Source organism: Chitinophaga sp. G7 BAM 1005, from assembly GCF_057126945.1.
The window spans coordinates 1,874,863-1,895,253 of the sequence record NZ_CP181478.1; the positions used below are offsets into that span (position 1 = coordinate 1,874,863).

At 47.8% G+C, this 20,391-nt stretch carries 10 protein-coding genes; 2 read left to right on the top strand and 8 right to left on the bottom strand.

The features are described from left to right. Nucleotides 1-10: 10 nt before the first annotated feature. The 7 genes from ACMXI2_RS07585 to queG all read right to left on the bottom strand — a co-directional run bounded on the left by ACMXI2_RS07585 (nucleotide 11) and on the right by queG (nucleotide 15,031). The gene (locus tag ACMXI2_RS07585) at nucleotides 11-556 is read right to left on the bottom strand and encodes an RBBP9/YdeN family alpha/beta hydrolase (RefSeq protein WP_483781094.1); all 546 of its coding nucleotides are present in this window, start codon (nucleotides 554-556) and stop codon (nucleotides 11-13) included. A gap of 260 nt (nucleotides 557-816) precedes the next feature. Beyond that, a complete protein-coding gene (locus ACMXI2_RS07590; protein ID WP_483781095.1) occupies nucleotides 817-1,575 on the bottom strand; it encodes a hypothetical protein in 759 nt (252 codons plus the stop codon). A 26-nt stretch (nucleotides 1,576-1,601) separates the two neighbouring features. After that, nucleotides 1,602-3,161: a RagB/SusD family nutrient uptake outer membrane protein gene (locus ACMXI2_RS07595; protein ID WP_483781096.1), complete on the bottom strand. Its 1,560-nt coding sequence runs from the start codon at nucleotides 3,159-3,161 to the stop codon at nucleotides 1,602-1,604. A 12-nt stretch (nucleotides 3,162-3,173) separates the two neighbouring features. Continuing rightward, a complete protein-coding gene (locus tag ACMXI2_RS07600) occupies nucleotides 3,174-6,299 on the bottom strand; it encodes a SusC/RagA family TonB-linked outer membrane protein (protein WP_483781097.1) in 3,126 nt (1,041 codons plus the stop codon). A gap of 70 nt (nucleotides 6,300-6,369) precedes the next feature. Next, nucleotides 6,370-9,216: a TIM-barrel domain-containing protein gene (locus ACMXI2_RS07605; RefSeq protein ID WP_483781098.1), complete on the bottom strand. Its 2,847-nt coding sequence runs from the start codon at nucleotides 9,214-9,216 to the stop codon at nucleotides 6,370-6,372. Nucleotides 9,217-9,701: 485 nt separating this feature from the next. After that, on the bottom strand, nucleotides 9,702-13,736 hold the full coding sequence (locus ACMXI2_RS07610; protein WP_483781099.1) for a hybrid sensor histidine kinase/response regulator: 4,035 nt from the start codon (nucleotides 13,734-13,736) through the stop codon (nucleotides 9,702-9,704). Between the two features lie 380 nt (nucleotides 13,737-14,116). Next, a complete protein-coding gene (queG, locus tag ACMXI2_RS07615) occupies nucleotides 14,117-15,031 on the bottom strand; it encodes a tRNA epoxyqueuosine(34) reductase QueG (protein WP_483781100.1) in 915 nt (304 codons plus the stop codon). A gap of 52 nt (nucleotides 15,032-15,083) precedes the next feature. Here queG and ACMXI2_RS07620 point away from each other — a divergent pair, with 52 nt between their 5' ends. Beyond that, on the top strand, nucleotides 15,084-17,114 hold the full coding sequence (locus ACMXI2_RS07620) for a transglutaminase family protein (RefSeq protein WP_483781101.1): 2,031 nt from the start codon (nucleotides 15,084-15,086) through the stop codon (nucleotides 17,112-17,114). Between the two features lie 3 nt (nucleotides 17,115-17,117). Then, entirely contained in the window at nucleotides 17,118-19,031 is a 1,914-nt protein-coding gene (locus tag ACMXI2_RS07625; protein WP_483781102.1) for a DUF3857 domain-containing protein, read from the top strand. Nucleotides 19,032-19,075: 44 nt separating this feature from the next. On the opposite strand, the gene ACMXI2_RS07630 is transcribed toward ACMXI2_RS07625, so the two are convergent. After that, nucleotides 19,076-20,356 (bottom strand): OmpA family protein, encoded by a 1,281-nt coding sequence (locus tag ACMXI2_RS07630; RefSeq protein ID WP_483781103.1) that lies wholly within the window; start codon nucleotides 20,354-20,356, stop codon nucleotides 19,076-19,078. Between the last annotated feature and the right edge of the window lie 35 nt (nucleotides 20,357-20,391).

The window sequence follows — 20,391 nt, forward strand, 5'->3', positions numbered from 1 at the left end:
GGTAACAGCATCAGAGCGTTGGCCAGTTCTGCACCAGTTCTTTCAGCTGGTTTTGTCCTTCCGGCCATTCTCCAAGCCCGGATTCGCTGTTGATGTGTCCTTTGGCGCCTGCATTTACAAAACGGCTTCCCCAGTGACGGGCAAAAAAAGCGGCTCTTTCCAAAGAACAGAAAGTATCATTTGTACTGGCAACAATTATACTTTCAAACGGCAGTTTCACCAATGGAATAGGAGCGAAGCCGGTTGCTTCTGAGGGAAAGCCCGGTCTTTCAGCATCTGCCGGCGCTACCAGCAACGCCCCCCGGATCTTCCGGCTGGTTTGCCCGGCCCAATGTGCCAGTGCAATACAAGCCAGGCTATGCGCAGCTATTACTACCTGCGGACCGGCTTCCGCTACAGCCTTCTCTATCTGCGCTACCCAGTTGGCACAAACCGGCGCATCCCAATCTGTTTGCTCAATCCGTTTTGTTCCGGGTATAGATTGTTCCCATAATGTTTGCCAGTGTAATTTTCCGGAGCTACCCAGCCCCGGCGCGGTCAGAACTTTTATTTCCATGACATAGAGGCGTTGTGTCTTGAAAGATAGTAAAAAGAATCACCAAATACGAATCAGGTGATCCGCAGAAAAGTAGTATATACAAAAAAAAATAGCCGGAGCTAAAAAGCACCGGCAACAGGTAACAACCAAAACAGCATTGATTAATACTGAGTATTTTAATTATTTATGATATATGTTTTCGCTTTTATCATCTCCATAAAATAATTGTTAAAAAAGCCCGGCAGGGAAATTCCCGCCGGGGGCCATAATGTGGATTTTTAAAATACAAAACCTTTGCGTTTGAATATCCAGATATTACGCCAGCCATCGCCTTGCTGCACCAGCGTCAATTCATTAGCGTTCAGCTTAACAATATTGTAGGTTACGTTGTTTCCCCAACTGATGTCAGCGCCGTTGATCTTGATCTTTTGCGCTAAAGTATCCAGTGTAAACGAACCTTTGGTAGTAACTCCATTATGCGTGATGGAGTAATTTGCATTTTTATTAAGATCAAACGTCATCTCATCATCCACTACCCCCTGGGTGATCAGACCGGCTTTTCCTACGGTCCACCATGCCGGCCTGTCGGCATCACCAGGGCCATTGCCAAAACAGTAGCCGCCGGGAACATCAACGGCCCATACCCATGTTTTACCATCAGCGCTATTGGTGAGCAGGTCATACAGTTTGCTGGAAAAGAACTTCGGATCGTTTTCACTCACGGTAACTTTTACAGAATCAGTTTTAGGACCACCGGCGCCATAAGCAGCATATTTTACGAAGAAGTCGCCCGCAAAAGGCAGGATCACTACGGCCTTCGCTTCTTTGGTGGTACCAAAACCATAGTCCCAGAACGGGATCACATCTTTCGTTTTGCTTTCGAGCGTTACCTGGTTATCGTAATCCGGATTTTGTGTAACAGAAAAATCGAGTTGAATGCCGGCCGGATTTGCCGGGGTGATCCGGTCTTCGTAAGGACTGCACGCATAAAACAATGCAGTGGTTAATCCCAGGAAATATATATGCAGACGTTTCATTTTTGTAGTTTTTAAAGTGGACAATATCACCAGCCGGTGTTTTGTTTGAGCGTACCGTTTGATAAATTGATCTGTGTTTCAGGAATAGAGAATAAACCATTTGTTTCCGTGCGGAAGCTTACGTTGAAACCCGGCTGGGGAGAAGTATTATCTATTGCCTGTTTGGCTACAGCCATACCCTGCCTCAGCAGATCCCAGTAACGATGCCCTTCCAGCGCCAGTTCCAGCTTGCGTTCCTGCATGATCTGTGTTTTATTGCTGAGGGTAATGCGATGAGTTTGATCGCCAAATGCACGGTCACGCACACGGTCGATATAACCCTGCGCTTTGCCTGCATTCGCCGTGAGATTTAATTCTGCACCCATCAGCAACACATCTGCAAAACGGATCACCATATAGTTGTCGAAATTGTCCCACTGAAAACTACCACCCAGGTCATCTGCATTTTTATCTTTCAGCGGGGTATATTTTTTTATAAAGAAGCCGGTGTATTGCGCCTGATCATCCAGCTTATAAGTATTTGCATATCCTTCTCCTGCAATAGAAATAATGGAAGCCGTTTGCCTGCTGTCGCCGGGAGCATAGGAATGAAAGAGTGCCTCATTTACGGTAGCGCCGCCCCATCCCTTGTAATATGGTCCCAGTATTTGTGAACGGATACCGATCATCACCTGCATGCGGTTACCGTTCTGCTGGTTTTGATCGCCCATGCCGAGATAAGTATACTGAATGGTGAACACGCCTTCTGCATTGTTCTGACCGGCGTAGGCAGTGGTGCTTTCCGCGGAAGCGCGGAACAGGTTCTGGTATTTTGGAACAAGACTGTATCCGCTGTTGTTGATCACATCTTCAATGGCGGCAATAGCATCTGCCTGTGAAAATACACCGGCAATATCAGGCTTGTTGTAGTAGCCGGTATAGTACAGGAATACCCTGCCCAGCAAGGCTTCAGCAGCCCATTTGGTAACCCTGCCATATTCGCCCGAAGGAATGCTGGTAAAAGGGGTAGCCGGAATATTAGCTGCAGCCAGTTTCAGGTCGTTGGCAATCAGCATGTATACGCTATCCGGGTTGGCCTGTGGGATGCTGTAGTTACCTGGTTCCAGCGGCGCGGTGATCAATGGCACATGACCAAACATACGCACCAGGTCAAAGTAAAAGTAAGCCCGCAGAAAATGAGCCTCACCTATATAACGGTTTTTAGTGACGTCATCTCCCTTAAAATCTACTGCCTCAATTTTCTGGATCAGTTTATTGGCGCGGTAAATACCGGTGTAGTATTTCTTCCAGGCATTGCTGTTGAGGTCATTCATCTTAATGCTCTTATCCCACTGGTTCCAACCGTTGTCGGAAGCGCCACCGCCGCCAAAGCAATCGTCAGAAGCAATTTCTGAGCTTAGCGCAATGTTGCCATAACCATCCCAGTTTAATACGCTGTACGCGGAAACCAGTCCCTGGTAGGCATCTCCCGGAGTTTTATAAAAGTCTTCTTCAGTAATTGTATTGATGGGCAATGTTTCCAGGAAACTTTTGGAACAGGAACTCATTAACCCCGTTATGATGATAGCTGCTATTATTTTCTTCATGATTGCCGGAGTTTAAAATTTAACATTAAGACCGAATAAAACAGTTCTTGGCTGTGGAAAATAGCCGAGGTCGGTACCAGATGACCAGCTGTCGATACCATAGCCCACTTCAGGATCCAACCCACGGTAATGGGTAAACGTAAATACATTCAGCCCGGATACATATAACCGGAGCTGCTGAACAGGTAACCGTTTCAGTAATGTTTTCTTAAGGTCGTATCCAAAGTTGATGCTCTTTACACGGAGGAACGCGCCATTGTGTACATACAGATCAGAGAAACGGGTGTAGTTCTGATTGGCTTCATTGCCCAGCGTTACACGGGGCGTGCTGTTGGAAGTACCTTCCCCATGCCAGCGGTCGAAAACAGCCGTGGTATAGTTGTTATAAAAACGGTCGTACGCTCTTGTTCCATCCACAATATCGTTGCCGCCTACGCCGCTCAGCAATACACTCAGGTCAAATCCTCTCCAGCCTGCAGATAAGGAGATACCATACGTTTGTGTAGGATTGGGATCACCCACTTTTGTTTTATCATCGCCATTGATTACGCCGTCGCCGTTCAGATCTACAAAGCGGGCATCGCCGGGTTGTGCGCCTGGCTGTATTTTCTGACCGCTTTTGCTGGTGTAGGCATCAATTTCTGCCTGGTTCTGGAAGATACCGGCTGTTTTCAAGCCATAGAAATAACCAATAGGCATTCCATTCTGCGCACGGAAGTATTCATCCATGTTGGAGGAGAGTACGCCGTTATAAGAAGGATGCAATACGCCTTCCTGGTTAGGAATATCTATCACGGTGTTTTTATTGAAGGCAATGTTGCCGCCAATACCAATGGTCACTTCTCCAAACCGGTGGTTGTAGTTAATGCCAAGTTCAATACCCTTGTTCTGGATATTACCACCGTTAATGGTAGGCGCGCCGGTACCCACGAGATCTGGTATAGGAGCGGTTACGAGCCAGTCGCGGGTATTTTTCTGGTACCAGTCGAATGTTACGGTCAGGTCTTTGAACAACGTGGCATCAAATCCCAGGTCGATTTGTTCGGAAGCTTCCCAGTGTAAATCAGGATTAGGTATTTTATCTGGAGAGGCGCCGATTGCTTTTTGCCCGTTGAAATAGTAATCGCGGTAAGTAGAGTTGATGGTAGCCAGGTACCTGAAGTCATCTATCCTGTCACTACCGTTTTGTCCCCATCCGCCGCGGATCTTCAGGAAGTTGATCCAGTTGCTGTTTTTGAGGAACGATTCGTTGGTAACAATCCATCCGGCAGAAAAGGAGGGGAAGTAGCCATAGCGGTTGTTGGCGCCGAACTTGGTGGAACCATCCCGGCGGAGGGTGGCGGTGAGCAGGTATTTGTCGTCGTAGCTGTAAAACACCCTGCCAAAGTAAGATTGGAGGGCATTCATACTTCTTGTGCCGAATACTTTACGGGTAGAATCATTTCTGCCGTTATCAATAATGGCATGATCAAAGTCGGCAATGATCAGGTCTGTTTTACTACCACTTACATTATAGCCTTCGTATTTTTTTGCGGTGGTACCCACCATTACATTCAGGTTATGTTTGCCGGTGGTGAGCTGGTAGGTGAGGGTGTTATCCCAGTTCCAGGTGAGGTTGCGGTACATACCCTGACTGGCAAAAGAATGTTCATTGCTGTTATTGGTTCCCAGGTTATATACGGGAATAAAAGCATTATTATAGTTATACGAAATATCTGCGCCAAAATCTGTGCGGAGGGTCAATCCTTTGACCAGGATGGCTTCTGCATAGATGTTACCAATGATCCTGTCGGTAATGGTTTGATTGTTTTGTGTATAGTCGATAGAGCCGATCGGGTTGGGTTCGTCTGCATAAGGCGATTTACCATAGCTGCCATCTGCATTGTACACCGGGTAAATGGGAGTAGCATTTAATAAACCACGGATAGAGTTATTGTAGATATTGCCTGTACCAATACCGCGTTGGCGTGTATGCGCAAACGTGAGGTTCTCACCTGTTTTGATCAGGTCTTTATACAACTTGTGTTCTGAATTGATCCTGAATGAAGTTCTTTCAAAATTAGACCTGCCGGGAAGCCCCATTACGCCTTGCTGTCCCTGGAAAGAAAAAGACGAGGAGAAAACGGATTTTTCGTTACCACCGGAAAGACTCAGGCTATAATTTTGAATAGGCGCATTTTTATTGGTGGCTGCTTTCTGCCAGTCGGGTCCTGTACCCAGTTTCGCAATAGAGTCCGGTGTATAGATAGGCACAGAACCGGAGTTGATGGACGCTTCATTCATGAGGTTGGCATACTGCTGTGCATTCAGGAGGTCCAGTTTGCGGGCAGGATTCTGTAATCCGTAGGAAGCGTCGAAGCTGACATTCATTTTACCGGCGCGGCCTTTTTTGGTGGTGATCATCACGATACCATTTGCTGCGCGGGTTCCATAAATGGCAGTGGAGGCGGCATCTTTCAGCACATCTATGCTGGCGATATCATTTGGATTGAGGAAGGAGATATCATCTGCCGGAAAGCCATCAATGATGAACAACGGCCGGGAATCCCCATTGGTGCCGATACCACGGATTGTGAATTTCAGCGCATCTCCCGGTTGGCCGGAGTTAGATGTTACCTGTACGCCGGGTGCTTGTCCCTGTAAGGATTGTTCCACGCTGATGGCGTGGTTTTTTATCAGGTCGTCGTTGTTTAAATGTACCGTGGCGCCGGTCACTACTTTTTTCTTTTGTGCGCCATAACCTACCACTACCAGTTCATCCAGCCCCGTGGAAGCGGATTCCAGCCGTATTGCCATTGGGCCCGCCTGTGCCGGTACTTCCTGTTTGTTATAACCTACCAGCGACACCACGAGTATTTCTCCGGGATCGGCCTGCAGGGTAAAAGTTCCATTTACGTTTGTTACGGTGCCACGGGTAGTTCCTTTTACAATGATATTAACGCCGGGTAAGGGAGCACCATCTTTGGTGTCGGTTACCTTGCCCGTAATAGCCTGTTTTACAGGTTGCGTATATGCCTTCCCGTTATTGGCAGCTGCGTGCAGTGCCGGTTGCGCCGCTGTAGCCAAACTACATACAGCAAGCGCCTTTAAGACGGTTTGCCGCGGAAAATAATTGCTGATTGTGTACCAGATTTTCATGTTTAACGTGTTTTATTTAGGCAAAGGAGTGTGAATAATGTTTGAATGTTTTCAGAAGAAGTGGTCCAGGTCAGATGGCCCGGACCGTTTTTGCTATTCCATTATATGTTATCATTTCACCTTTCTTATTGTGGATGTCCGGTCCTGCAGTGGTTTGTTTACCTACAAATGTTACCAGGAAATACCTTTGCTGCAGCATGCCCGGAAAACGACCTTCCTGTTGTCCTATCGTGAGTGTTTTCGCGGCCTCATTCCATTTGAAGGAAATGTTGCTGAAAGCGCCTTTCTCGTATTGGTAGTTATTATTTTCATCTTCATACAGGTTAAATTCCCCGTTTTTCCCGGTATACACATACAGCTGTATGGTATCGGCCTTGCGCTCACTGGTGTATTGCAGTGCGGGACCTACCGGCAGGATAGCGCCTTCTTTTACATACAAAGGCATTCGCTGCAAAGGCGCTGCTGCGGTAATATGCTGACCACCTGTTTCATATTTTCCGGTATAGAAATCGTACCAGCCATTGCCTGCAGGCAGGTACAGTTCCCGGCTGCGGGCATGGTACTCCGTTACAGGGTTTACCAGCAGCGAAGGACCAAACATATACTGGTCGCGGATATTCAGCACCGCTGTATCCTGACCGTAATCCATCACCAGGCCGCGCATCATCGTATAGTCGTGATGGTAGGTGTTACCTGCCACGGAGTAGATGTAAGGCAGCAGACGGTAACGCAGCTGGTCGTAGTATAGCATCGACTGGTACGCTACGCTGCTGTCGGGCGCAATGTTGAACATTTCACGGTAAGGATATTGCCCGTGTGAACGGAACAGCGGGCAGAAAGCCCCATACTGGAACCAGCGTGTATTGAGTTCTCTCCATTCTTCCAGTGCAGGCCCCTGCGGGTCAGGCTGATCATATTTATCTTCCACAAAAAAACCTCCGATGTCTGTAGTCCAGTAAGGCAAACCTGACAAACTGAAGTTCAGCCCGCCGGGGATCTGTCTTTTGAACTCTTCAAAGGTGGCAGCGATATCACCGCTCCAGGTGGCGGCGGCATAGCGCTGCAGCCCCGCGTAGGCGGAGCGGGTAAGGATAAACACACGCTGATCCGGTTTGGCGGCCCGTTGTCCTTCATAAATACCCTGGGCATTTACGAGCGCATAGGTGTTGAAGTATTGTGTAGCTGATCCCAGCGCCGTGGGATTCATGAGTGTTTTACGTTCTTCGATAGACGCATTGGATAAGATATCCGGCTCTGTGGCATCGAGCCACCAGGCGTCTACGCCCTTACTGAGCAGGTTTTTCTGCAACAGGCTCCAGAACAATTTGCGCGCTTCCGGGTTAAAGGCATCGTAAAACGTAGATACGTAACCGTTACCTATCCAGTCGCGTTGCCTGTTTTTAATATTCTGTTTGTATAACCAGCCTTTGCTGTCGAACAGTTTATAGTTATCGATGCCTTCATAAAACTTTGGCCATACGGAGATCATAAAGTTGGTATGGTATTGTTTGTGCAGGCGGCTGATCATACCGGCGGGATCGGGAAAACGGGCGGGATCAAACTGTTGACTACCCCATTCGTCCTGCTTCCAGTAACTCCAGTCCAGTACAATATTGTCCAGCGGAATTTTTCTTTTGCGGAATTCCGCTACAGTATTTTCAATCTCGTCCTGTGTTTTGTAGCGTTCCCGGCTTTGCCAGAAACCCAGCGCCCAGCGTGGTATCATAGTGGCTTTGCCGGTTACCTGCCGGTAGCCGCTGATCACTTCATCCATATCTCGACCATACATAAAGTAGTAGTCGATTTTTTCGCCTGCTTCTGAAGTCAGCTGCATTTTATCTGCTCCTTCAGCGGGTGTGGGAGGAAGGAATTTAAGTGAGATAAAGGATTGGGCGGTTTCCGGGATCCATTCCACTTTTACGGTAGTGGGCTGTCTCTTTTGAAGGAGACACCGGAAAACAGAAGCGCCGGGATTCCAGCTTTCTCTCCACCGGTCCAGTTGCAGCTGGCCATTGATCCATACTTTGGTGTAGCCGGAGGTGGTCATGAAGAATTTGTATTCACCGGTTTCATCTGCATTCACCGTACCTTCCCAGGTTACTTTCCCTTTTACCATTGGAAAGGCGGCTGGCAGCGACGACAGGCGATCCAGGAATTCATAATCAATTTTATCTTCCACCGCTTTTACATATACCGTATTATTATAACGGTCGCCGTAGGTAGCACTGAATCCAGGTTTTCCATCGGCAGACATTAAGTGTAATTCGGACATTTGTTTATAGGGACGGTTGTCGCCAAAACGGGTAATGGAATAGTTATCCCATAAAATACCATAGTTACGGCTGGACACTACAAACGGTACAGCGGCCACAGAGTTGTACTGTGTAAGATCCACGTCCTGGTTTTTGTAGTTCATTAAACCGGTCTGATGTTGCCCGAGTCCATAAAACGCTTCATTGGCGGGCGATTCAAATACTTGTTGAATCCGGTATAGAGATTTATTATCAATGGTAACCGGTGTAAAGCTTTTGCCGCCGCCTGACTGTTCCTGTAATATAATGTTGCCGGCTTTATCGCGGAATACTACAACTCCTGTATTCAGTGCCACGGTGGCGGTAATGCTGGCTGTTTTTAACGTCACGGTTTCATTTCGTTCTTCCGAATCCCACTTGATGGCATTACCGTGCGCATCTACGGCCATGAGGCTGGGAGATCCGGTGAAATGATCATCGGGGGTGGCGGTTACGTGGATCACCTTATCGGAGACCACCTGTAACTTCACCTGCCTGGCGCCGTTCCGGGCGGGATTTTTTAAATGAATCAACAGGCCATCAGACAGTTTTTCCACCTGACCGGCATAACACCAGGAAGTGAGGAACGTCATTAGTACGATCGGTATCGCCCTCTTTATCTGCATATTTGAACGGATTTTTTTCGTTGGTTGAACGTGGTTGTTACAATTACGGGTGTGGTACCCGCGATGTATTTTCAAAACGTGTTACTTCAAAACGTGTGAAAACAAATGTAAAGGGAGCCCCGGAATCAGAGGGTAGGGATATGTTTAAGATGTAGGGTGATTATGTTAACCCGTTGCGTCAAATGGGTGATGAATTGATTACGGTTAGGGCATTAAATGTTAACATGCGGCGGGGGAACGGGCTGGTTTTAAGCCCATTATAATAAGAAGAGCCCGATGAGCGACACGGTGATCACGCAATACAGCAGGATTTCAATCAGCAGATACAGGCGGTTGCTTCGTTTAAAGTTTTGCTTGAACATAGTGAGGTTTAATAGTCAGTCACACAAAATTATCCATTGCCCCCCGTAGGCAGGGGGCGCATTTCGTTATTTAATGGGGCAGATTTGTTGTTTTACGGGATGATGTATAATTGAAGTAGGGTATTATTTCTTCTTTCCGTAAACGGAGGGGAGTACATTGTATTCCATCTTGAAATACTTTGTAAAGTATTTTGGGTTGTTAAACCCAACTTCATAGGCTACCTCGGCCACGGTAAGCTGGCTTTTTTCGAGCAGCTGCGCGGCGCGCTTTAAACGGATGCTCCGGATAAATTCAATGGGCGACCGGCCGGTGAGGGCCAGGATCTTTTTATATACAGATACCCGGCTCATAAAAAGCGCCCTGCTCAGTTCTTCTACCGAAAAGTCGGGATTGGAGATATTCTTCTCTACAATTTGCAAAGCCTGCTGGATAAATTGTTCATCGGCAGATGAAACAGCTACTTCTCCGGGGTTGGCTTCTATATACTGCTGGAATGTTTTTCTGAGAGATGATTGCTGGGAGATAATGTTTTTAATCCGCGAAAGTAATACCTCGAAGTTAAAAGGCTTTGTGATGTAGTCGGATGCGCCGGTTTCCAGCGCTTCCAGTTGCTGGGCCTCTTCGGCCCTGGCGGTGAGCAACACAATGGGCAAGTGTGCGGTGCGTTGCTGGGCGCGTACCTTTTTACACAATTCGAGTCCATCCATTTCCGGCATGGAAATATCGCTGACAATCAGGTGCGGGAGTGTTTGCTGCAGCACTTTCCAGGCTGCAAGCCCGTTTTCTGCTTCTATAACCTGAAAGTACTGCGTAAGGTTATCTTTCAGATAAAAACGAAAATCCTCATTATCCTCTACCAGTAAGATCACCGGTTTTTTTGAGTTGCTGTTTATGGCGGCGGCCGGTGTAACGGCAGTGGTAGTACGAATCGTTTCCTGTACAACTCCGGGAACAGCAACGGTAGCTGTTTTAACCGGCAGGTACACTGTAAAGCAACTGCCCATTTCCGGCGCACTGTCTACTGTAATGCTGCCGCCATGCATTTTTACAAACTCCTTTGTAATAGATAGCCCGATCCCGCTGCCCTGGTTTACCATAGAAGCCGGTATTTCATGTTGAAAGAACCTTTCAAAAATATACTCCTGTTTCTCCGGGGGAATACCAATACCATTATCTTTCACGGCAATTTCCAGTTGCGCGGTTGTTTCCTGGTAACTAACGTGAACGGATATACTGCCATCTTCAGGTGTAAATTTAAAGGCATTGGAGAGCAGGTTAAAGATGATCTTCTCAATTTTATCTGCATCGTACAACATCTTCAGTTCCTGAACATTGCTCTGGAAGTTAAGCTGGATATGCTTTTTCTCTGACAGGTCAGAAAATGACCCGGTAAGATCTTTTATAAAACCGATGATATCGCCTTCTGCGGCGTGGAGTTTTATTTCCTGGACTTCCATTTTACGGAAGTCGAGCAACTGGTTCACCAGGTTGAGTAAGCGCCGTGCATTCCGCTGCATCAGTTCCAGCTGTACTTTTAAGCCGCTTTCGGATGTTTGCCGGATGATCTTTTCCAGCGGGGTGATGATCAGGCTGAGCGGCGTTCTGAATTCGTGGCTTACGTTGGTGAAGAAGCGGATCTTCAGGGCATCCAGTTCGTGCATGCGCGCGGCTTCCTGCGTTTGCTGCTCCATCCTGAACTTCAGCCTTTCCCTTTCCAGGATGATGCGGCGGGCCAGCAGCAGGGCGCCCAGTATCAGCAGCACATAGCCCAGGAAGGCGGGCCAGGTTTTCCAGAAGGGCGGAAGTACTTTTATTTTCAGGGCGATTCCTTTTTCATTCCATACGCCGTCGTTATTGGAAGCTTTTACCCTAAAGGTATATTCACCCGGATCGAGGTTGGTGAAGGTGGCTTTCCTTTGGAGGCCGTCGGTATATAGCCAGTCTTTATTAAATCCTTCCAGCATATAGGCATACCTGTTTTTTTCCGGGTGGAAATAATTCAGGGAGGCAAATTCAATGGAGAACACATTTTCACCATGTTTCAGGGTGATGCTTTGTGTTTCGGGAATCGCGGCTTTCAGCAATACGCGTCCATTGATCTTTTCGCCCGGCAGTATGCTTTTATTAAAGATCTGCAGATCGGTGAGTACTACGGGCGGGATGTTGTTGTTGAGGGCGATGGCGTTTGGATAAAACAGGTTAAAGCCGTTGCCACCGCCGAAGATCAGCTCCCCGCGGCTGGTTTTCAGCGCAGCGTTTTCGTTGAAATCTTTCCCCTGCAGCCCGTCGGATTCATCATAGTTTTTAAAGGTAAAGGCATCAGATCCGACGGTCATATTGGACAAGCCATTGGGAGTGCTCATCCACAAGCTGTGATCGTTGGCTTCCAGGATGTTCAGGATGGAGTTGTCCGGGAGACCGTCTTCTTTGCGGAGGGTGCGGAAGTTATTGTTTTTTGGATGGAAGAGGTCCAGTCCTTCCCGGGTGCCTATCCAGATGCGTTGCTGGCTGTCCTGGAAAATGCATACCACGTTATTATGACTCAGGCTGCCGCTCTCGCCGGGCAGGTTATTGTAATGTTTGAAGGCCCCGGTGGCCAGGTGCAGTACATCGAGGCCGTCGGAAGTACCTATCCAGAGGTTGCCCTGTCGGTCTTCCAGCAGGGCGGCAATGTACTTTGACTTTACCTGCGGGAAATGTTCGAACCGGCCGGTAGCGGGTTCCATCCGGTTAAGGCTGCCGCCCAGGGTGCCTACCCACAGCTGGTGGCGACTATCTTCCAGTATTTCCCATACGCTGTTGTCGCTGATACTGGTGCTATCGGCCGGGTTATGTTTGTAGTGGATAAAGCGGCTGCCGTCGAAGCGGTCCAGCCCTCCGAAGTAGGTGCCTACCCATAGCTGTTTGTTGTGATCTATACAAAGACTTACAATTACATTTCCCGCGATGCTGTTGTTGTTGCCGGCATCGTGCCTGTATTGGGTAAAGGTGTTGCGGCTGCGGTCAAAGTAAATCAGGCCGCCGCCGTTGGTACCTATCCATAAATTGCCTGCTGCATCTTCCACAAACCGGTTTACATCGTTGTAGGGCAAACTGTTACGGCTATACGCCTGATACTGGTAGAGCGGGAATTTTACCATGTTTTCATGGTAATAGTTCAGTCCTTTTTTAAAGGTCCCGATCCATATAATGCCGGTATTATCTTTATAAAGGGTAGTGATACTGTTCTGGCTCAGGCTGCGGTTATCTTCATTGATATTCTCAATATAACGGACGCTTTGTGTTTTTTTATTAATGATGTTAATGCCGCCATGATCGGTGCCTATCCATATCAACCCGTTGTTGTCCGGAACAATGCCTCTTACGATATTATTGTTCAGCGTGAGCCCGGGAGTACGCTGATCGATATGCCGGAACTGTTGGGTACGCACATCAAAAAAGTAAACGCCGTTGTCTTCATTAGTGCTGAACAGCCACAGGTCGCCGTCGGCATCTGCCGCCATAGACCAGCTGTTGCCGGTGATTTCCGGGCGAACGAGTGTATTGTTGCGGTAAATAATGCGGTGGTTGCGGGCATCCATTTTTTCCAGTAAGCCATTGCTGTGGAGCAGCCAGTAATGACCGGCTTTGCCAGGCAGGAGAGCCGATACGCTGTTGGTGCCGATGCTGCCGTCGTCGTTGGTATGGGTGAATTGTTGCGCCTTGTTGCCGGCATCTACCAGGAACACCCCTGCGGTGGGGTGCAGGAACCAGTATCCGCCGGACGGGTCATGCACAATATCTGTTACCACATTCCCGGAAAAGCCCCATTGGCTGAGAATCTTTTCGGGGCGCCGGTTAAAACGGGTGGTTACCGGATCATAGATATTGATGCCGGAACGGGTCCGTATCCAGAGTTGCTGCCCCGGGCCGGCCATGATTTTGTTGATGTTATTATCTGTAACAGAGGTGGTGTCGCGCAGATCGTGCTGGTATACGGTGAAGTGATACCCATCAAACCGGTTCAGCCCTGATACGGTACCAATCCACATAAAGCCCATACTATCCCTGAAAACACAGTTGACCTGGTTGTTGGACAGGCCCTGGTTGATATCAATCCGGTTGAACTGATAGGGGAGTGTTTGCCCCCGCATTACCGAAGTAACGAGGAATAACAAGATAAATATTAAGACCCGCTTCCGCATGTACACACACCTTACCTGGTTGAAAAATTGTTGGTCTGACAATTATTATAATTGCGCAGCAATATAGTATAAAACAGATATAAAAAAAGAAAGGTCGAAAGAATTCGACCTTTATTGCTAAAATTCCACGTTATGGCACTCAGGTCCATAAAAAGTTAGTCAGCTAAAATCCGGCATAGCCGGTATATGATAAATGATATTTTGCGGTTTTACGGGGTAGCCAGCCTCTTGCTATACAAAAGTAGGTGAAGCTAAAACGATTGTCAAGAAATTAGCAAACATTATTTAAAAAAAAGGAAAAAACATCCGGGAGCCATATTATTTTTCCCTGGCTGGATAATTTTGTTCAGCCGCTAGGTGTTCAGGAAGTTGATGTTTCTCCTGATACCGGCAAACTTACTGCGTTTAAGGGGGGAGTGACGGAAGATGTCTTTAAAAGCTTCTTCTGTCAGCTCTTCCCAGTCGCGGGTAGAAAAGTTCAGGATCGCCGGCACAGGGGTAAATGCCGCTTCCTGGCTGGCTTTGGAGAAGCGGTTCCACGGGCAAACATCCTGGCAGGTATCGCAACCAAACATCCAGTTATCAAATTGTCCCTTCATTTTATCGGGGATCAGCTGTTCTTTCAGTTCTATGGTAAAGTAGGAAATACATTTGCTGCCATCCACTACGCCCGGCGCTACCAGTGCTTCTGTGGGGCAGGCGTCCAGGCAGCGGGTACAGGAGCCGCAGTAGTCGGCCACCGGGCCGTCGTATTCCAGTTCAATGTCGGTAATCAGGGTAGCTATAAAGAAAAAGGAGCCGGCCTGTTTATGGATCAGGTTCCCGTTTTTACCGATCCAGCCTAATCCGCTGCGGGTGGCCCAGGCGCGTTCCAGCACGGGGGCGGAATCCACAAATCCCCTGCCCTGAACAGGGCCTATACGTTCCTGCATGCGCAGTAACATCGTTTTCAGCCGCGCCCGTATCACTTCATGATAATCCTGCCCGTAGGCGTATTTGGAGATGCGTGGGGCGTCGGCTCGCTGCTGTGTGGAAGGAAAATAGTTAAATAACAGGGTGATCACCGACTGCGCGCCGTCTACCAGCTTACGCGGATCTATCCTTTTGTCGAAATGATGCTCCATATACTGCATATTGCCATGCATACCTTTATTCAGCCATGTTTCCAGCCGGCGGGCATCGTCATCCAGCTGCACCGCCTTCGCAATGCCGCAATGGTCAAATCCTAACTCTTTCGCCAGCTCTTTTATGAATAAAGTGTGGGTCATCCGGGCAAAATTAACATATTATTTATATCTTCGATCCGCATATATATCCCATATGCCTGTTAACTGTATGCGCTATACCTTTGTTATGCTGGCGCCCATTGTCAGCTGTTTGTTCGCCCTGTCCTCCTTTGCCCAGGACGGAAGTAAGATGAAATTTGGTAAAGTTTCCAAAGAAGAATTTGCTATTAAGAGATCAGAGAAAGATACCGGCGCCCACGCCATCATCCTGTCTGAAATCGGCTCCTCTATTTTTGAGTCGGATGGAAACGACCTTCGCCTCGTGTATAAAGTACACCGGCGCATTAAAATCGTTGATCAAAACGGCTATGATGTAGCTACCGTTCTGGTGCCGATATACAAATCAGAATCGTCGGAAGAGAAGTTGCTGAACCTGAAAGCAGCTGCCTACAACCTCGAAAACGGCCAAGTGGTGGAAACAAAAATGGAGAGCAAAAACGTATTCAACGACAAACAGGATAAATCCCTGCTGATAAAGAAATTCACCCTGCCTGCAGTAAAGGAAGGCACTATCATTGAATACACTTACACGATAGCCTCCCCTTTTTACCGGCACTTGCGGGCCTGGAATTTCCAGGGGCTATATCCCCGCCTGTGGAGCGAGTACAGTGTGGCCATCCCGGAGTACTTCGACTATATGCTCATCCCGCAGGGATATGAGCCATATGTGGTAAAAACAAAAACGTATTCCCGTTCCACTTTTACCTTCCGCAATGAGTCGCATGGAGCTACCGGCCCTTCCAACATGGTAACGGTAACGCCTTCCATCACCACTTATAAGTGGGCGCTGAAAGATGTGCCGCCGATTAACGAAGAGAGTTATATCACCACTACCGATAACTATGTAAACCGGGTGGAATTCCAGTTGTCTGCCTACAACTGGCCGGGAGAGCCGCGCAAGCCGGTACAAAGTACCTGGGAGGATCTGATGAAAGACCTGATGAAACAGGAAGAACTGGGTAAAGTGCTGACTACCTACAATGGCTTCCTTTCTGATAAAGTAGACGAACTGGTAAAAGACGCTAAAACCGATAAGGAAAAAGTACAGAAAATATATACCTGGGTCCGCGATAATTTCATCTGCACCGATCACAACGCCCTGTGGATGGAAAAATCACTAAAAACCGTTTTTAATTCAAAGAACGGGAATGTGTCCGACATCAACATGTTGCTGGTGGCTATGCTGAAGAAAGCCAACCTTTTTGCTACCCCATTACTGCTGAGTACCCGCAGCAACGGATATGTATACCAGTTTTATCCTTTGTATACCCACTTTAATTATGTGATTGCCGGTGTAAACCTGGGAGAAGAATACCTGAAACTGGATGCCTCCAGACCTTTGCTGGGCTTCGGAAAGCTGCCGGCAGAATGTTACAACGGCGCCGCCCGTGCATTGGATGACTTTGCCACCCCGGTAATCCTGGGAGCGGATTCCCTGAAAGAACAACGGTTTACCAGTGTTGTGCTGGGGAAGATAGAAAACGGCATGGTATCGGGCTCTTTTATGCAACGGCCTACCTACTTTGATTCTTACAAAATAAGAACGGCAGTAAAAGATGAAGATCCGGAAGAATTCTTTAAGCGGATCACGAAATCCTATACCGGTGAAATAGAACTGGAAAATAAGGCGATAGAGGATCTGAAAGAACTGGAGTCGCCCGTGATGGTAAAGTACGATTTTAAGCTACAGGTTGGCGATGGCGATGTGTTGTACATCAACCCGCTGCTGTCGGAAGCCCATAAAAGCAATCCCTTTAAAGCAATGGAGCGTAAGTTCCCCGTAGAAATGAACAGCGTATCTGATGAAGTGTATTCTTTTAATATGGACGTGCCGGAGGGGTATGTAGTAGATGAAATGCCGAAATCAGCAGTAGCAAACTATAATGGAGATGAAGGCCAGTTTCAGTACCTTATCCAGCAAGTAGAAAATCATATACAACTGCGCTGCCGGGTAAGATTAAACAAAGCCAACTTTGAACCCGAAGAGTATGTAACCCTGCGCGACTTTTATGATCTGGTGGTAAAGAAAGAAGCAGAACAGATTGTGTTAAAAAAGAAAAAGTAAAGTATGCGTAAGCAATTATCAATAGCGATCCTGTTTTTCCTTATTGCTGTGTCGCAGGTGGTGCTGGCAGGAGACCCGGTTTATCCCGTGAGTGCTATTCCTGATTCACTGAGAGCGAATGCACACGTGGTAATAAGACTCGACGAGCAGACGTTGAAAATCAATGATCTCACGGATATACGTTTGGTATCGCATAAGGTGATTACAGTGTTGGATGAAGCCGGCGCAGACTATGCGAAACTGGTAGTATATTATGATCAGCTGATAGAGATCCGCTCTGTCAGTGGTGCGTTATATGACGCCGGAGGCAAGCTGGTGAAACGTTTGAAACAAAGCGATATGCGCGATGTAAGTGCTGTTGGCGGTGGCAGTCTGATGACAGACGATCGGGCGAAGCTGCACCAGTTCTATCATAACGTGTATCCTTACACGGTGGAGTATGAAACAGAGACGCGTAGTAATACAACGGCCATAATGCCGAGGTGGCAGCCACAAGATGATATTTTTGCTACTGTAGAAAAGGGTCGTTTAACGGTTATTTACCCGGAAAACTATGAACTGCGTTACAGCAGTTACCTCTATGCTGGTAAACCTGTCATCACCACCGATAAAGGCAACAAAAGCATCACCTGGGAGATCAACCAACTGACAGCGCTGAAGAATGAGGTTTACCCGGCGGAATTATACCAACGTACGCCAAGCATTTTCCTGGGCGCAACTGATTTCGAGATGGGGCGCTATAAGGGCAAAATGACTACCTGGAAAGATTTTGGAAGCTTTATATACAAGCTCAATGAAGGACGGGACGTGTTGCCTGATAATATCAAAGCTAAAGTGCGTGAACTGACAGATGGCATCAACAGCCGCCAGGAAAAGATCAGGGTGCTGTATAAGTTCCTTCAGCAGAATAACCGTTATATCAGCATAAGTTTTGGGATAGGCGGATGGCAAACCTTTGATGCCGCGTCTGTAGCCGCTAATGGCTATGGTGATTGTAAGGCATTGTCAAACTATATGATGGCGATGTTAAAAGAAGCCGGGATTAAATCCAACTGTGTGCTAGTAAAATCAGGAGAAGGTGAGCATACCCTGCGTGAAGATTTCCCGTCGTCCCAATTTAATCATGTGATCCTTTGCGTGCCGGGAGAGAAAGATACCACCTGGCTGGAATGTACCAGTAACACGCTTCCTGCCGGCTACCTGAGTCAGTTTACAGACAACCGGCCAGTATTGTTGGTAGATGCAACCGACAGTAAATTAATACGCACTCCTGTATATGGAATGGATTGCAATGAACAGATTCGTCATGTGAATGCTGTTATTGACTCTGCCGGTAACATTGATATTAAATCGACGACTGTTTACAGTGGGCTGCAACAGGATGATTTGCATAACATGCTGCATTCACTGAGCCAGGAAAAGCAACTGGAAATGAAACGGAAAGGACTGAATCTTTCCAGTTATGATATCAGTAATTACCACTGCACTGAGCTGAACACACCTATTCCTTCCATTGAAGAGAAACTGGACATCAAAGGAAACAACTATGCAACGGTAACGGGCAAACGAATATTCCTTGTTCCCAATATACTTACACGCGATGGTGCAAAGCTGGAACCTGACGCAACCCGCAAGTCGGATATTAAGATTGATTTTGCTTACCGGGATGTGGATACGGTGAACATTACGTTGCCGGCGGGATATAAGCCAGAATCGCTACCGGCGCCGGTGGCCGTAACCGCTAAATTTGGCAGTTATAATGCCGCGGTTTTTATCAAGGGAAATACGCTGAGCTATATACGAAAAATGGAAAGGAAGGCCGGGATCTTCCCGGCGGCAGACTACCCGGAACTGGTGAAGTTTTATGCCACTATGCTAAGAGCAGACAGGAGCCGGCTGGTGCTGGTGAAAGAATAAAAAAAGGGAAGGCTGGATGGCCTTCCCTTCGTATTTATATGAATTTATTTTTCGCGTACACTAACGGAAATATGCCGGTCTTTTTTCTTTTCTTCCTCAGGTGCATCAGCAGCTGCCTTTGCAAACTGCGAACCATAGCCTTCAGCGCCGAGTAACTGTGCCGTGTTGGTGTTACTCTTCTTTAATGCAGTGACCACCGATTCAGCGCGTTCTTTAGACAGCCGCAGGTTAATGGTGCTGTCGCCTGTGCGGTCGGTATAGCCACCGATCTTTATCTTGGCTTTGGGGAATGCTTTCATAATAGCGGCAATATTGCCTACCTGTTTCATACTTTCTTCTGTCAGTTCAGCGCTGCCGGTTTTGAAGTTGAGGTTATCGAAATCAAACCATACATCTTTGCCTGCCGCGCGGCTGTCGTCTTTCAGGAATACTACCAGCTGATCTTCTATACCTCCTTTATACGCATCCAGTACAGCGCCGTCGGGGAGGGTTACTTTGATACTTTCGCGGGTAACTACCGGGCCGCCTTCTGTAACGGTCATAGCAGCTGAATCTGCAAGCTGGCTGGTGGTAACGCTATCCGTAACCGGAGTGCCGTCGTGTTTATTAGCGCCGCAACCGCGCATCAGGTACCACAACAGGATGATGGCAATGAGGATGAGCAGCAGGGACCATATCCAGCGGCTGCTGCCGGGTTTTGCGTCCGGTTTGATATTTACGGCGCCGCCGGTAGTAGTGGCGGTATCCATGTGCAGCAGGCTGCCGAGTTTTTTACCGAGGTCGCCGATGTTGGCCAGGCCAAGTATACCGGCAATGTTCAGTCCACCAGGTATGGCGCCCAGTATTTTATCTTTTTGTGAGTCAAGCAGGGAAAGAAAGGAATTGGGAGACAGATTGTTTTGGGCAGCGTATTGTCCTACTGTACCCAGCGTTGCCGGTGCTGCTGACTGTAGCAAGGTATTGGCAGATGATTCCTTGATACCGGCAAAAGAAGATAACATGCCGGTAATGGAACCTACTTTGTCGCCAAACAAGCTGCGTAACAGTTCGGCGCCTTTACTGAGCAAGCCTCCCGTACCGCCCTGCAGTGCGCCGGTAATGGCCGAAGGGTTGGCATCACCTGCCACTCCCTTCACGAGGTCGAGTAAACCGCCGGCACTTCCGGAGGACCCTGCCTTGTTGAGAAGGCCGGCCAGTACAACCGGTATGATACCGCTGATGGCTTTCTGAATGCCACCTTCACTTTCTCCAAGTTGCGAGGAAGCCTGACTAACGACATTGTTGTTGAAAATACTTTTGGCGCTTTCCAGTAAATCGAAAGACATAATTGTAGGGTTTAGTGATGAAGAATGTGGTGACC

Coding starts and splice junctions, on each gene's coding strand:
- ACMXI2_RS07620 (WP_483781101.1), top strand. CDS start 15,084: ATGCCTGTTAACTGTATGCGCTATACCTTTGTTATGCTGGCGCCCATT.
- ACMXI2_RS07630 (WP_483781103.1), bottom strand. CDS start 20,356: ATGTCTTTCGATTTACTGGAAAGCGCCAAAAGTATTTTCAACAACAAT.
- ACMXI2_RS07590 (WP_483781095.1), bottom strand. CDS start 1,575: ATGAAACGTCTGCATATATATTTCCTGGGATTAACCACTGCATTGTTT.
- ACMXI2_RS07595 (WP_483781096.1), bottom strand. CDS start 3,161: ATGAAGAAAATAATAGCAGCTATCATCATAACGGGGTTAATGAGTTCC.
- ACMXI2_RS07600 (WP_483781097.1), bottom strand. CDS start 6,299: ATGAAAATCTGGTACACAATCAGCAATTATTTTCCGCGGCAAACCGTC.
- queG (WP_483781100.1), bottom strand. CDS start 15,031: ATGACCCACACTTTATTCATAAAAGAGCTGGCGAAAGAGTTAGGATTT.
- ACMXI2_RS07605 (WP_483781098.1), bottom strand. CDS start 9,216: ATGCAGATAAAGAGGGCGATACCGATCGTACTAATGACGTTCCTCACT.
- ACMXI2_RS07625 (WP_483781102.1), top strand. CDS start 17,118: ATGCGTAAGCAATTATCAATAGCGATCCTGTTTTTCCTTATTGCTGTG.
- ACMXI2_RS07585 (WP_483781094.1), bottom strand. CDS start 556: ATGGAAATAAAAGTTCTGACCGCGCCGGGGCTGGGTAGCTCCGGAAAA.